Raw genomic sequence first — 14,987 nt, forward strand, 5'->3', positions numbered from 1 at the left:
ACAAGAGGATTAAGGCATGGTTGGCAGGAGCATTCTGATCGTCGACGACGAAGCGCCCATTCGCGAAATGATCGCCGTTGCGTTGGAAATGGCCGGCTACGACTGCATGGAGGCGGAGAACTCCCAGCAGGCCCACGCCATTATCGTCGACCGCAAACCGGACCTGATCCTGCTTGACTGGATGCTGCCCGGCACGTCCGGCATCGAGCTGGCCCGCCGCCTCAAGCGCGACGAGCTGACCGGGGATATCCCGATCATCATGCTCACCGCCAAGGGCGAAGAGGACAACAAGATCCAGGGCCTGGAAGTCGGCGCCGATGACTACATCACCAAGCCCTTTTCCCCGCGTGAGCTGGTCGCACGCCTCAAGGCCGTGCTACGCCGTGCCGGCCCCTCCGATGGCGAAGCACCGATCGAAGTCGGCGGCTTGCTGCTGGACCCGATTGGCCACCGCGTGACCATTGACGGCAAACCGGCGGAAATGGGACCGACTGAGTACCGTCTACTGCAGTTCTTCATGACGCACCAGGAACGCGCCTACACCCGTGGCCAGTTGCTGGATCAGGTCTGGGGCGGCAATGTGTATGTCGAGGAGCGCACCGTGGATGTGCACATCCGGCGCCTGCGCAAAGCCCTCGGCGATGCCTACGAAAACCTGGTACAAACCGTGCGCGGCACCGGTTACCGCTTTTCCACAAAAGCGTGACCCGGATTTCCCCGTTTTAGAAGTAGACAAGGACGCGCTTTCAAGTGAACCAAAACTGGCATGGCACCCTGATTCGCCACATGCTGCTGCTGGTCACCGCCTGCCTGGTGATCGGCCTGGTCACCGGCTACTACGGCTGGAGCCTCGCCGCGGGGCTTGGCGTTTACCTGGCCTGGACCCTCAAGCAACTGCTACGCCTGCACGAATGGCTGCGGCTGCACAAACCCGATGAAGCACCTCCCGATGGCTACGGCCTGTGGGGCGAGGTGTTCGACAGCATCTACCATCTGCAACGCCGCGACCAACGCGTTCGCGGACGCCTGCAAGCGGTCATCGACCGGGTCCAGGAATCCACCGCAGCCTTGAAAGACGCGGTGGTCATGCTCGACAGCGACGGCAACCTGGAATGGTGGAACCGTGCCGCTGAAACCCTGCTGGGCCTCAAGACCCCGCAGGACAGCGGCCAGCCGGTGACCAACCTGGTACGCCATCCGCGCTTCAAGGAATACTTCGAGCAGGACAGCTACGCCGAACCGCTGGAAATCCCTTCGCCGACCAACGACCGGATGCGCATCCAGTTGTACATCACCCGTTACGGCAACAATGAGCACCTGATGCTGGTGCGCGACGTGACCCGTATCCATCAGCTGGAACAGATGCGCAAAGACTTCATCGCCAACGTTTCCCACGAGCTGCGCACGCCGCTGACGGTGATCTGTGGCTACCTGGAAACCCTGCTCGATAACGTCGAGGAAGTGAACCCGCGCTGGACCCGTGCCCTGCAACAGATGCAGCAGCAAGGCGGGCGCATGCAAACCTTGCTCAATGACCTGCTGTTGCTGGCCAAGCTGGAAGCCACCGATTACCCGTCGGACAACCAGCCGGTGGCCATTGATGGCTTGCTGCAGTCGATCAAGGGCGACGCTCAACAGCTGTCGGGCCAGAAAAATCAACAGATCACCCTGGAAGCCGACCCGACGATTCTGCTCAAGGGCAGTGAAGCGGAATTACGCAGCGCGTTTTCCAACCTGGTGTTCAACGCAGTGAAATATACCCCCGCCGAAGGCAGCATCCGCATCCGCTGGTGGGGTGATGAGCAAGGCGCGCACCTGAGCGTGCAGGACTCCGGGATCGGCATCGACAGCAAGCACCTGCCGCGCCTGACCGAACGCTTCTACCGCGTCGACTCCAGCCGCAATTCCAACACTGGCGGTACCGGGCTGGGCCTGGCGATCGTCAAGCATGTCCTGCTGCGTCACCGCGCGCGCATGGAAATCAGCAGCGTGCCGGGCCACGGGAGTACATTTACCTGCCACTTTGCACCCGCTCAGGTCAGCAAATCCCGGGTGATCAGCACCGCCGACTGATACCGGCCAGCACACGCCACTAGGCAATTTCACGGACAGCCGCTACATTGGCTGACTTGTGCCTGCCTTTCAGGTGCACTTTTTTCTTTTCATTCGATTACACGGAACCCGCAAAACTCCATCATGGACCCTTCCCCTGGCTTGACCCTCGCAACAATATTCGCCGACTTCGGCATGATCCTTTTTGCTCTGATCCTGGTTTTGCTCAACGGCTTTTTCGTTGCGGCGGAATTCGCCATGGTCAAATTGCGCTCGACCCGGGTCGAAGCCATCGCTGAGCAGCACGGCTGGCGTGGACACATCCTGCGCACCGTGCACAGTCAGCTCGATGCTTACCTGTCGGCGTGCCAATTGGGTATCACCCTCGCCTCGCTGGGCCTGGGCTGGGTCGGTGAACCTGCGTTCGCGCACCTGCTGGCGCCTGTACTGAGTGCCGTGGGCGTCGATTCGGCCGAAGTGGTCAAGGCCGTGTCGTTCTTCACCGCGTTCTTCATCATTTCGTACCTGCACATCGTGGTCGGCGAACTCGCCCCGAAATCCTGGGCCATCCGCAAACCCGAACTGCTGTCGCTGTGGACCGCCGTGCCGCTGTACCTGTTCTACTGGGCCATGTACCCGGCCATTTACCTGCTCAATGCCAGCGCCAACCAGATCCTGCGCATCGCCGGGCAAGGCGAACCCGGCCCGCACCACGAGCACCATTACAGCCGGGAAGAACTGAAACTGATCCTGCACTCCAGCCGTGGCCAGGACCCGAGCGACCAGGGCATGCGCGTACTGGCCTCGGCCGTGGAAATGGGCGAACTGGAAGTGGTCGACTGGGCCAACTCCCGCGAAGACCTGGTGACCCTGGAATTCAACGCGCCACTCAAGGAAATCCTGGCGATGTTCCGTCGCCACAAGTTCAGCCGTTACCCGGTGTACGACAGCGAGCGCCAGGAGTTCGTCGGCCTGCTGCACATCAAGGACCTGCTGCTTGAGCTGGCGGCCCTGGACCACATTCCCGAGTCGTTCAACCTGGCCGAGCTGACCCGCCCGCTGGAGCGCGTGTCGCGGCACATGCCGTTGTCGCAGCTGCTGGAGCAGTTCCGCAAGGGCGGCTCGCACTTCGCCGTGGTCGAGGAAGCCGATGGCAACATCATCGGCTACCTGACCATGGAAGACGTGCTGGAAGTGCTGGTGGGCGATATCCAGGATGAACACCGCAAGGCCGAACGCGGCATCCTCGCTTATCAGCCAGGCAAGCTGCTGGTACGGGGCGATACGCCCTTGTTCAAGGTCGAGCGCCTGCTGGGTATCGACCTGGACCACGTTGAAGCCGAAACCCTCGCAGGTTTGGTCTATGAAAGCCTCAAGCGCGTTCCTGAAGAGGAAGAAGTGCTGGAAGTCGAAGGCCTGCGCATCATCATCAAGAAGATGAAAGGGCCGAAGATTGTGCTGGCCAAGGTGTTGATGCTCGATTGATGGGCTGATCCAGAGCCGAGTCGATCCCTTCGCGAGCAGGCTCGCTCCCACATTGGAATGCATTTCAAATGTGGGAGCGAGCCTGCTCGCGAAGGCGTCAGATCAGTCAACGCATTATTGTTTGCCCAGCGCGAAGTTGGGTAACGCCCCCATCGGTTGCTTGAACTGGTACGGGATCGACACCAGCCCCATGCCGGTATTGCGCTGCACCACGAAGTGCAGATGCGGCCCGCTGCTGTTGCCGGTATTGCCCGACAGCGCCAGCGGGCTGCCCACGACGACCCGCTGCCCTTCGCGCACGCTGACCGAACCTTTTTGCAGGTGCAGGTACACGCCCATCGTCCCGTCATCATGCAGCACCCGCACGAAATTGCCCGACGGGTCGGTACCGCGCCCGGTCTGCCCGTTTTCGGTCTTCACCACGATCCCGCCCCGCGCGGCAATGATCGGCGTGCCTTCCGGCATGGCGATGTCGATGGCGTAGCGATTCCTAGGGCCGAAGTGGCTGTATTGGCCTTCGGCGCCCTGGCTCACGCGAAACGGTCCGCCACGCCAGGGGTACGGGTATCGGTAGGCCACGGCAGCGCCTGCGGGGTCGCCCAGGGAATATTCGAACTTGGGAAGGTAGGCGAGCGGCCGCCCGGCCCTGGTCGGCGTGAGCTGCGCCAGGCGAATGCTGCTTCGCAATGGCATTACCCGACGAATGGGACGACTCGGTGCACCGCTGACGTTGTTCAACCCGGTAAAGCTCAATTCGATTTCGACCGGCGCATACAGGTCATTGCGAACGTAGACGCTGTCCACGCCGTCCTTTTTCATGATCACGAGGTACACCTGACGCTCGAGGTTCTCGACCATGCGATCGCGGAACGTGAACACGCTGGAGCCTTTCGTGGGGCGGTCGCTGTAGGAGACCACGCCACTGGCGTCGGTGGACTTGTAGATGGTCACTGCCATGGCCGAAGTCGAGGCGATGAAAAGACCACAGAAAAACAGTAGGCGCGCGAACATGGGCGGGATTCTGTCGATTCAGGTTTGGGATTGAGCCTAGCAGGCGCAATGGACCTGTGAAGTCGGCAGATGTTCAGATGGATGTACGGTGATTTCGAGGGCCTCTTCGCGAGCAAGCTCGCACCTACAGGTCGGCGCAAACCCTGTGGGAGCGGGCTTGCTCGCGAAGGCGGTCTTAAGCGCCAGGAATGAAATGCTTCTGCGCCGTACCACGAGCGATCAATCGCGAAATGTAGTCGAGTTTCTGCGCATCCTGATCGACAAAGCGGAAGGTCAGCTGCAGCCAGTCGCTGTCGGGCTTGGGCTCGTGGGCCACCACAGCGTGCAGGTAGCCATTGAGGCGGGCCACTTCGGCACTCTCGCCCTGCTCCAGATCCAGTACGGCGCTGTCGAGGACCTGCGGCAGGCTGTCGGTGCGCTTGACCACCAGCAGCGCTTCCTTGAGGCTCAGCGCCTTGATCACGCACGGCTGGATGCCGTTGGGCAGCCGCAGCTGACCCTGGCCGCGTCCACCGCCGCCAGTAGCAGCCACCGGAGCCTTGACCGGTGGGCTGTTGAGCAACCCTGGAGATGCTGCCGCGGGCGCCGGGGCACTCACGGCAGGCTTGCCACTGGTCAATGCGTTCAAGGTGTCGTTACCGAACGCCGAGATCGTTTTGGTCGCCGCCACGCTGATCAAGCTGTCGAGTTTGCCGACCTTGTGCAGCGCCTGCTTGACCTTGGTGATCAGTTGCTCGTTGGTGAAGGGTTTGCTGACGTAGCCGGAAACGCCAGCCTGGATCGCCTGGACGACGTTCTCCTTGTCGCCGCGACTGGTCACCATCACGAATGGCATGCCTTTGAGGCTGTCTTGTTCGCGGCACCAGGTCAGCAGCTCCAGGCCGGACATCTCTGGCATTTCCCAGTCGCACAGCACCAGGTCGAATGCCTCCCTGGCCAGCAGCGACTGCGCCTTGCGGCCGTTGACCGCGTCTTCGATGCGCATGCCCGGGAAATAGTTGCGCAGGCATTTCTTCACCAGGTCACGAATGAACGCAGCATCGTCCACGACCAACACACTGACCTTACTCATCCACAACCCCTTTAAAAAATCCCGGCGACCCCCAAACGAAAACGCCCGGCCAATAGGCCGGGCGCTTTAATTGGGCAATCTTACTTATCGTCAGATTTGCCCGGAACATTAGCGGTTTCGCCGCTGGTTCCTTCAACTTCTTCCTTCATGCGCTTGAGGCCCAGGTGACGTACGTCTGTGCCTCGCACCAGGTAAATCACCAGCTCCGAGATATTGCGTGCGTGGTCGCCGATGCGCTCCAGCGAACGCAGTACCCAGATGATGCTCAAGACCCGCGAGATAGAGCGTGGGTCTTCCATCATGTAGGTCGCCAGTTCACGCAGGGCCGTCTTGTACTCACGGTCGATGATCTTGTCGTACTGCGCCACCGACAAGGCCAGGTCGGCGTCAAAACGGGCAAAGGCATCCAGCGCATCACGGACCATGTTGCGCACCTGGTCGCCAATGTGGCGAACCTCGACGTAACCCCGCGGCGCTTCGCCTTCTTCGCACAGCTGGATGGCGCGACGGGCGATCTTGGTCGCTTCGTCACCGATGCGCTCCAGGTCGATCACCGATTTGGAAATGCTGATGATCAAACGCAAGTCGGACGCCGCCGGCTGACGACGGGCCAGGATACGCAGGCATTCTTCGTCGATATTGCGTTCCATCTGGTTGATCTGGTCGTCGATCTCACGCACCTGCTGGGCCAAGCCGGAATCGGCCTCGATCAGCGCGGTGACCGCGTCGTTGACCTGCTTTTCGACCAGCCCGCCCATGGCCAGGAGGTGGCTGCGCACTTCCTCGAGCTCGGCGTTGAACTGCGCGGAAATGTGGTGGGTAAGGCCTTCTTTACTAATCATGTTGGCGTCCTTGGAGCGTCCGGTAAGGTGCGGTGGACCGCAGCGTCAGTTTAGTGAGCAACAACCGCTTACTAGCCATAACGACCGGTGATGTAGTCTTCGGTCTGCTTCTTCGCCGGATTGGTGAACAGGGTATCGGTATCGCCGAATTCCACCAGTTTGCCCATGTACATGAACGCCGTGTAGTCGGAAACCCGCGCGGCCTGTTGCATGTTGTGGGTCACGATGACGATGGTGAACTTGGATTTCAGCTCGTAGATCAGCTCTTCGACTTTCAGCGTCGAGATCGGGTCGAGTGCCGAGCAAGGTTCGTCGAGCAGCAGCACTTCCGGCTCCACGGCGATGGTACGGGCAATCACCAGGCGTTGTTGCTGACCACCGGACAAGCCCAGCGCCGATTCATGCAGACGATCTTTGACTTCGTCCCACAGGGCCGCGCCTTTCAACGCCCACTCAACCGCTTCGTCGAGCACGCGTTTCTTGTTGATGCCCTGGATACGCAGGCCGTAGACCACGTTCTCGTAGATGGTTTTCGGGAACGGGTTCGGCTTCTGGAACACCATGCCGACGCGACGACGCAGCTCGGCCACGTCTTCGCCCTTGCGGTAGATGTTGTTGCCGTAGAGGTTGATCGCGCCTTCGACACGGCAACCGTCCACCAGGTCGTTCATGCGGTTGAAGGTGCGCAGCAGCGTCGACTTGCCGCAGCCGGACGGGCCGATGAAGGCGGTCACGCGCTGTTTCGGGATGTTCATGCTGACGTCGAACAGTGCTTGTTTGTCGCCGTAGAACAGGCTCAGGCCCGGCACTTCGATGGCCACGGTTTCCTGCTCGAGGCTCAGGCTCTGTTTGTCGCGACCCAGGGCCGACATGTTGATGCCGTGGGTATGTGCTTCGTGCTGCATGGGAGGCTCCCTGTGCTAACAAATTCGGTTCAATTTTTGTGGGAGCCAGCCTGCTGGCGAAGGGGCCATCAATGGCGCCAAAAGCTTCGCGAGCAGGCTCGCTCCCACATAGAAATAATTGCTGCTGCTAATCAGCTATCCAGCGCCTTGTACTTCTCGCGCAGGTGGTTACGGATATAAACGGCCGACAGGTTCAACGTCGCGATCACCAGCACCAACAGTAGCGCCGTGGCGTACACCAACGGCCGCGCGGCTTCGACGTTCGGGCTTTGGAAACCGACGTCATAGATGTGGAAGCCCAAGTGCATGATCTTCTGGTCCAGGTGCAGGTAAGGGTAATTACCATCCACCGGCAGCGACGGCGCCAGCTTCACCACACCCACCAGCATCAGCGGCGCCACTTCACCCGCGGCGCGTGCCACGGCGAGGATCATGCCGGTCATCATGGCCGGGCTGGCCATTGGCAATACGATCTTCCACAAGGTTTCCGCCTTGGTCGCGCCGAGGGCCAACGAGCCTTCACGCACGGTGCGAGGAATCCGCGCCAGGCCTTCTTCGGTGGCCACGATCACCACCGGCACCGCCAGCAGCGCCAGGGTCAACGATGCCCACAACAGGCCCGGTGTACCGAAGGTCGGCGCCGGCAAGGCTTCAGGGAAGAACAGGCGGTCGAGTGAGCCACCCAGCACGTAGACGAAGAAGCCCAGCCCGAACACGCCATAGACGATCGCCGGAACGCCCGCCAGGTTGTTCACCGCGATGCGGATCACCCGGGTCAGGGTGTTCTGCTTGGCGTATTCACGCAGGTACACCGCGGCCAGTACGCCGAACGGGGTCACGATCATCGCCATGATCAACGTCATCATCACGGTGCCGAAGATCGCCGGGAAAATCCCGCCTTCGGTGTTCGCTTCACGCGGGTCGTCGCTCAGGAACTCCCAGACCTTGCTGAAGTAGAAACCGATCTTGGTAAAGGTGCCCATGGCGTTCGGCTGGTAGGCGTGAACCACTTTACCGAGGCTGATTTCGATTTCCTTGCCGTTGGCATCGCGGGCAGTAAGGCTGTCGCGGTTGAACTGCGCGTGCAGATCGCCCAGACGGGCCTCGATGTCCTGATAACGGGCATTGAGCTCGGCGCGCTCGGATTCCATGTCCGCTTGCGCAGCGGCGTCGAGCTTGCCGTCCAGTTCCAATTTGCGGCCGTGCAGGCGGATGCGTTCGAGACCGGCGTTGATCGCGCCGATGTCGGACTTCTCCAGGGTCTTGAGCTGGGCAGCCAGCTGATTCACGCGGTTGATCCGCGCCTGCAGCTCGGGCCATGCAGCCTCGCCTTCGGCAATCACCTTGCCGTCCTGTTTGACGTTGACCAGGTAGCCGTAGAAATTGCCCCACTCACGACGCTCAAGCGCCATCAATTCGACCGGCGTTTTCTGATTGGTCAGCCACTCGCCGACGATCCACGTGAAATCGGTGCCGTTCAGGTCACGGTTGCCGACCTTGATCAGCTCGCGGGTCATGAACTCCGGGCCGTCCTCAGGCACCGGCAGGCCGGCACTCTTCAAACGCGCACGTGGCACTTCTTCCTTCTGCACCACTTCGCCGATGACCAAATGATTGGCCTGGCCCGGCACGTCGTAGCTGGCGTGGATCAGGTCCGCCGGCCAGAAGTGACCCAGGCCGCGCACGGCAATCACCGCCAGCAGGCCAATGGTCATGATGACCGCGATGGACACCGCGCCACCGCTGATCCAGACGCCCGGGGCGCCGCTCTTGAACCATCCTTTCAGGGAGTTCTGTTTCACAGACTTCTACCTTTCTTAAAGCGACGAGTATTTCTTGCGCAGACGCTGACGAATCAGTTCCGCGAGGGTGTTCATGACGAAGGTGAACAGCAGCAGCACCAGCGCCGAGAGGAACAGCACGCGGTAGTGGCTGCCGCCGACTTCCGACTCCGGCATTTCCACCGCGACGTTGGCGGCCAGGGTACGCAGGCCTTCGAACAGGTTCATTTCCATGACCGGGGTGTTACCGGTGGCCATCAACACGATCATGGTTTCGCCGACCGCACGACCCATGCCGATCATCAGCGCCGAGAAGATGCCCGGGCTGGCGGTGAGGATCACCACGCGGGTCATGGTCTGCCACGGCGTTGCACCGAGGGCCAGCGAGCCCAGGGTCAGGCCGCGCGGCACGCTGAATACGGCGTCTTCGGCGATGGAGTAGATGTTCGGGATGACTGCGAAGCCCATGGCCAGGCCGACCACCAGGGCGTTGCGCTGGTCGTAGGTGATGCCCAGGTCGTGGGAGATCCACATGCGCATGTCGCCGCCGAAGAACCAGTTCTCCATGAACGGGCTCATGTACAACGACAGCCAGCCGACGAACAGGATCACTGGAATCAGCAGGGCACTTTCCCAGCCGTCAGGGACTTTCAGGCGAATCGATTCCGGCAGTCGGCTGAAGGTGAAACCGGCGACCAGGATGCCGATTGGCAGCAACATCAGCAGGCTGAAGATGCCCGGCAGATGCCCTTCCACATAAGGGGCGAGGAACAGACCGGCGAAGAAACCGAGGATCACCGTCGGCATCGCTTCCATCAGCTCGATCACCGGCTTGACCTTGCGGCGCATGCCCGGAGCCATGAAGTACGCGGTGTAGATCGCCGCGGCGACGGCCAATGGAGCGGCCAGCAGCATGGCGTAGAACGCGGCTTTCAGGGTACCGAAGGTCAGCGGCGACAGGCTCAGCTTGGGTTCGAAGTCGGTGTTGGCGGCGGTCGATTGCCAGACGTATTTAGGCTCGTCGTAGTTCTCGTACCAGACCTTGCTCCACAACGCGCTCCACGATACTTCCGGGTGCGGGTTGTCCAGCAGCAACGGTTGCAGCTTGCCGCCGGCCTCCACGATCACGCGGTTGGCCCGTGGCGACAGACCGAACAAGCCCTGGCCTTCGACCACCTGGTCGACCAGCAGGGTACGGTGTGCGGTGCTGTGGAACACCCCGAGCTTGCCCGAGGCGTCGAGGGCGACGAAGCCCTTGCGGCGCTCTTCGGCGGTGATTTCAACGATGGGCGTGGTGCCCATCTGGAAGGTGCGGATCTGCTTCAGGCGCTGCTCACCATCCGGGTCGCGGGCCATGAACCACTGGGCCAGACCACCTTTGGAGTCGCCAAGGATCAGCGAGATACCGCCTACGAGCTGGGTACTGGCGGTAATTTCGGCTTCGCCGTTTTCCAGCAGCTTGTAGCGACCGTTCAGGCTCTTGTCACGCAAGCTGAAGACGTCGGCCTGGGCACGACCGTTGATCACGTACAGCCACTGCTGAAGCGGGTCGACGAAGATGTTCTTCACCGGCTCGGTCATCTGCGGCAGATCGATGCGCTTCTGCTCGCTGGTGATTTCGCCTGTCATCATGTTTTCTTCGCTGGTCAGCGACAAAACATTGAGTTGCGAACCGGTAGAACCCACCAGCATCAGGGTCGAATCGTTGGCGTTGAGGCTGACGTGTTCCAGCGCACCACCCGCCTCGTTCAGCGTGATCGGGGATTCGCCATACGGGTATTCAATGGCTGGCGAGATGGTCTTCTTGCCGTCCGGGTAGCTGACTTTGTAGGTGTGGCGGAACACCATGGCCTGGCCGTTGGACAAGCCCACCGCCACCAGTGGGTGACCTGGCTGGTCGTCACCGATGGACGTCACGCTGGCACCGGCCGGGATCGGCAGATCGACGCGCTTGAGTTCGACACCACTGTCGATGTCGAAGAACAGTGCCTGGCCCTTGTCGGAAACCCGCATCGCGACCTGGTTCTGCTCTTCCAGGGAGATCATCAACGGCTTGCCGGCGTCTTGAATCCAGGCCGGCGTGATGGCGTCCTTGGATGTCAGGCTGGCACCCTGAAACAGGGGCGCAACGACGTAGGCGAGGAAGAAAAAGATCAGCGTGATCGCGCCGAGAACGGCGAGGCCGCCCACCAGGACGTACCAACGGGTCAGGCGATCCTTGAGCGCGCGGATGCGGCGCTTGCGTTGTAGCTCAGGCGTATTGAAATCAATTCGCTTGGGGGGATTTGTAGTCATTGTGGAATTGGCCAGATCATTCATTCGCACACCCTAGCGATCCTGTATGACAGAAAGATGACAGTGCAGTGACGCAACAAATCCGCCGCCCGGTGAAACCGGCAGCGGAGCGAAAAATTTGGGGGTGTTGGAACGCAATTCCGTGGCGAGGGGATAAATCCCCTCACCACACAAGCCCCCCAAAGAGATCCGGGGTTAGCCCCGGATCAGGGTTTTACTTTTTTGCGACTTCGGTACCTTCCTGCAGACCCAGGTCAGCCAGTGCTTTTGCTGCAACCTTGGCTGGCAGCGGGATGTAGCCGTCTTTCACCACGACTTCCTGGCCCTGCTTGGACAGAACCAGCTTCACGAACTCGGCTTCCAGCGGGGCCAGAGGCTTGTTCGGGGCCTTGTTGACGTATACGTACAGGAAGCGGGACAGCGGGTACTTGCCGTTCAGGGCGTTTTCTTCGGTGTCTTCGATGAACTCGCCGCCTTCTTTCTTGGCCAGGGCAACGGTTTTCACGCTGGCAGTCTTGTAGCCGATGCCCGAGTAACCGATACCGTTCAGCGAGGAGCTGATCGACTGCACGACCGAAGCCGAACCTGGCTGTTCGTTGACGTTCGGCTTGAAGTCGCCTTTGCACAGGGCTTCTTCCTTGAAGTAGCCGTAGGTGCCGGATACCGAGTTACGACCGAACAGTTGAAGCGGCTTGTTGGCCAGGTCACCGGTCACGCCCAGATCACCCCAGGTTTTGACGTCGGTCTTGGCGCCGCACAGGCGAGTCGAGGAGAAAATCGCGTCGACTTGAGCCATGGTCAGGCCCTTGATCGGGTTGTCCTTGTGCACGAATACAGCCAAGGCGTCCACGGCAACCGGGATAGCGGTTGGCTTGTAGCCATACTTGGTTTCGAAGGCTTGCAGCTCGTTATCCTTCATCTTGCGGCTCATCGGGCCCAGGTTAGCGGTGCCTTCGGTCAGCGCAGGTGGCGCGGTAGACGAACCGGCGGCCTGAATCTGGATGTTTACGTTCGGGTATTCTTTCTTGTAGTTCTCAGCCCAGAGGGTCATGAGGTTGGCCAGGGTATCGGAACCGACGCTGGACAGGTTGCCCGACACACCAGTGGTCTTGGTGTAGCTCGGGATAGCAGGGTCAACAGCGGCAACCGCGTTGGCAGTCGCAACGCCAGCAGCGACAAAAGTCATTGCCGCCATCAAACGCTTCAGTTTCATGCCTTACTCCTAGCAGATAGGGTGTGTTATTCGGGGCCAAGTATCAGCAGGCCGTGTGAACACTCTATGGCTGAAATATGACAATTGGATGAAAGGCCAGCATCTGCCGACAGATCGTTCCCACGCTCTGCGTGGGAACGCCTCAAGGGACGCTCCGCGTTCCAGCTTTAGGAAGGGCCGCGGAGCGACCTTGGCTGCGTTCCCACGCAGAGCGTGGGAACGATCGGCGGTGAATTAGCGCCCTTTCTTCCAGAGATACGCCCCCACCAAAATCCCGACCCCGCACAGCACCGCCACGTAATACGCCGGTCCCATCGGGCTTTCCTTGAGCAGCAGGCTGACGACCATCGGCGTCAAACCACCGAAAATCGCGTAGGCCACGTTGTACGAGAACGACAGGCCGCTGAAACGCACCACTGGCGGGAACGCCTTGACCATCACGTACGGTACCGCGCCGATGGTGCCCACCAGCAGACCAGTCAGGGCATACAGCGGGAACAACCAGTCGGGATGGTCGGCCAGGCTGTGATAGAACGTCCAGGAACTGGCCAGCAACGCCGTGCATCCGACAACGAACACACGCCCCGCACCAAAGCGATCCGCTAACGCACCGGCAATGATGCAGCCAATGCTCAGGAACACGATTGCCACACTGTTGGACTGCAACGCGGTGGTTGGCGCGAAGTGGTAGACCGTCTGCAGCACGGTCGGGGTCATCAGGATCAACACCACGATGGCGGCGGACAACAGCCAGGTCAGCAGCATCGAAATGGCAATTGCACCGCGATGGTCACGCAGCACCGCGCGCAACGGCACCTCCTCGGCCAGAGCCTTGCGCTGCTGCAGCTCGGCGAACACCGGAGTTTCGTGCAGCCAACGGCGCAGGTACACGGAGAACAGACCGAACACGCCACCGAGCAGGAACGGGATCCGCCAGGCGTAATCCGCCACTTCAACTGGCGTGTAAATGCTGTTGATCGCCGTGGCAACCAGGGAACCCAGCAGGATACCCGCCGTCAGGCCGCTGGTCAGGGTGCCGCAGGCATAGCCGACATGCCGTTGCGGTACGTGTTCAGAAACGAAGACCCAGGCACCCGGCACCTCACCGCCAATTGCCGCGCCCTGGATCACCCGCATCAGCAGCAACAGGATCGGCGCCCACATGCCGATCTGTGCATAGGTCGGCAACAGGCCCATGATCAGGGTTGGCACCGCCATCATGAAGATGCTCAGGGTGAACATCTTCTTGCGCCCCAACAGGTCGCCAAAGTGCGCCATCACGATGCCGCCCAGTGGCCGCGCCAGGTAGCCGGCGGCGAAGATGCCAAAAGTCTGCATCAAGCGCAGCCACTCGGGCATGTCCGCCGGGAAGAACAGCTTGCCCACCACCGTGGCGAAGAACACGAAAATGATGAAATCGTAGAACTCCAGCGCGCCGCCCAGGGCCGACAGTGATAGCGTCTTGTAGTCGTTGCGGGTCAGCGGACGTGCGGATGGGGAAGGCTGCGCGATACTCGAGGGCGCTGTGGTCATGGCAAGGGCTTCTCTTATAGTCAGGTCTGCCGCCCCAACAACGCTGGCAAGGGCTCGGGCAGGACCGGCACGATAGCAAATTGTTCGAAAAAGCACATAGAGGCGCGTATTTGATGGGCAAAATGAGAACCGGACGGTCGTATCGGAGTCTATCGACCGATATACTCGCAATTGTGTAATAGCTTGTAAGGGGTTGCTGTGCGAAAACGCCTGTCAGGTTCATAGGCGATTTCGCAGAGTTTCCCTTTAGGCGCCTTACGAAAAACGTGACGAACGCAGTGAGTTCGGGGATGAATCGTTTTTCCAGGACGGCTATTTATCCGCTACACAACGAAGAGTCACGGGTCAGAGGCACCCCCCGCATGATAGAGCTCGAACAAGAAGATCCGATCCCGCAAGGCGACCTGGCCCTGCAAATTACCGCGCTTCCTCGCGAAACCAACGGCTTTGGCGATATTTTCGGCGGCTGGCTGGTGGCGCAGATGGACTTGGCCGGTACTGCGATGGCCAGCAAGGTGGCTGGCGGTCGCGTGGCCACTGTCGCGATCGACCGCATGGCATTCCTGGTTCCGGTCGCAGTGGGCGCCCAGCTCTCCTTCTATACCCAGGCACTGGAAATCGGCCGCAGCTCGATCCAGATGATGGTCGAGGTCTGGAGCGACGATCCACTGTCCAGCGAATGGCGCAAAGTTACCGAAGCGGTGTTTGTGTTCGTCGCCATCGATGGCAGCGGCCGTACTCGTTCGGTTCCGCCCCGGGCACGTTAAAAACGGGCTGCGTTAAACCCGATAAGCGTTT

Annotated in this window: 12 protein-coding genes; 4 read left to right on the forward strand and 8 right to left on the reverse strand. The window is 60.6% G+C overall.

Annotated features, from left to right (window positions below; genetic code table 11):
• Window positions 1–16 precede the first annotated feature (16 nt).
• From phoB to PG5_RS14800, 3 genes are all read left to right on the forward strand, one after another.
• Window positions 17–706 (forward strand): phosphate regulon transcriptional regulator PhoB, encoded by a 690-nt coding sequence (gene phoB / locus PG5_RS14790; protein WP_020797927.1) that lies wholly within the window; start codon window positions 17–19, stop codon window positions 704–706.
• A gap of 80 nt (window positions 707–786) precedes the next feature.
• Window positions 787–2,073 carry a phosphate regulon sensor histidine kinase PhoR gene (gene phoR, locus PG5_RS14795; RefSeq protein ID WP_240963565.1) on the forward strand — a complete coding sequence of 429 codons (1,287 nt, stop codon included), beginning with the start codon at window positions 787–789 and terminating at the stop codon, window positions 2,071–2,073.
• A gap of 123 nt (window positions 2,074–2,196) precedes the next feature.
• Entirely contained in the window at window positions 2,197–3,537 is a 1,341-nt protein-coding gene (locus PG5_RS14800) for a hemolysin family protein (protein ID WP_008064508.1), read from the forward strand.
• A gap of 114 nt (window positions 3,538–3,651) precedes the next feature.
• Here the strand turns inward: PG5_RS14800 and PG5_RS14805 are convergent, their stop codons facing one another.
• The 8 genes from PG5_RS14805 to PG5_RS14840 form a co-directional block, all read right to left on the reverse strand.
• Window positions 3,652–4,548, reverse strand: coding sequence for a peptidoglycan DD-metalloendopeptidase family protein (locus PG5_RS14805; RefSeq protein WP_020797929.1), 897 nt, complete (start codon window positions 4,546–4,548; stop codon window positions 3,652–3,654).
• A gap of 175 nt (window positions 4,549–4,723) precedes the next feature.
• Window positions 4,724–5,620, reverse strand: a complete 897-nt coding sequence (locus PG5_RS14810) for a response regulator (protein WP_020797930.1) — start codon at window positions 5,618–5,620, stop codon at window positions 4,724–4,726.
• An 80-nt stretch (window positions 5,621–5,700) separates the two neighbouring features.
• A complete protein-coding gene (phoU, locus tag PG5_RS14815) occupies window positions 5,701–6,462 on the reverse strand; it encodes a phosphate signaling complex protein PhoU (RefSeq protein ID WP_008064514.1) in 762 nt (253 codons plus the stop codon).
• Between the two features lie 71 nt (window positions 6,463–6,533).
• Window positions 6,534–7,367, reverse strand: coding sequence for a phosphate ABC transporter ATP-binding protein PstB (gene pstB, locus PG5_RS14820; RefSeq protein ID WP_020797931.1), 834 nt, complete (start codon window positions 7,365–7,367; stop codon window positions 6,534–6,536).
• Between the two features lie 131 nt (window positions 7,368–7,498).
• Window positions 7,499–9,169: a phosphate ABC transporter permease PstA gene (gene pstA / locus PG5_RS14825; protein ID WP_020797932.1), complete on the reverse strand. Its 1,671-nt coding sequence runs from the start codon at window positions 9,167–9,169 to the stop codon at window positions 7,499–7,501.
• A 15-nt stretch (window positions 9,170–9,184) separates the two neighbouring features.
• Window positions 9,185–11,467, reverse strand: a complete 2,283-nt coding sequence (locus PG5_RS14830) for an ABC transporter permease subunit (RefSeq protein ID WP_020797933.1) — start codon at window positions 11,465–11,467, stop codon at window positions 9,185–9,187.
• A gap of 190 nt (window positions 11,468–11,657) precedes the next feature.
• A complete protein-coding gene (locus PG5_RS14835; RefSeq protein ID WP_020797934.1) occupies window positions 11,658–12,656 on the reverse strand; it encodes a phosphate ABC transporter substrate-binding protein PstS in 999 nt (332 codons plus the stop codon).
• Window positions 12,657–12,890: 234 nt separating this feature from the next.
• Window positions 12,891–14,189 (reverse strand): MFS transporter, encoded by a 1,299-nt coding sequence (locus PG5_RS14840; RefSeq protein WP_020797935.1) that lies wholly within the window; start codon window positions 14,187–14,189, stop codon window positions 12,891–12,893.
• Between the two features lie 362 nt (window positions 14,190–14,551).
• Between PG5_RS14840 and PG5_RS14845 the strand changes: the two genes are divergently transcribed.
• On the forward strand, window positions 14,552–14,956 hold the full coding sequence (locus PG5_RS14845; protein ID WP_007896491.1) for an acyl-CoA thioesterase: 405 nt from the start codon (window positions 14,552–14,554) through the stop codon (window positions 14,954–14,956).
• The last annotated feature ends 31 nt before the right edge of the window (window positions 14,957–14,987 follow it).

Source organism: Pseudomonas sp. G5(2012), from assembly GCF_000408945.1.
GTDB classification, from domain to species: domain Bacteria; phylum Pseudomonadota; class Gammaproteobacteria; order Pseudomonadales; family Pseudomonadaceae; genus Aquipseudomonas; species Aquipseudomonas umsongensis.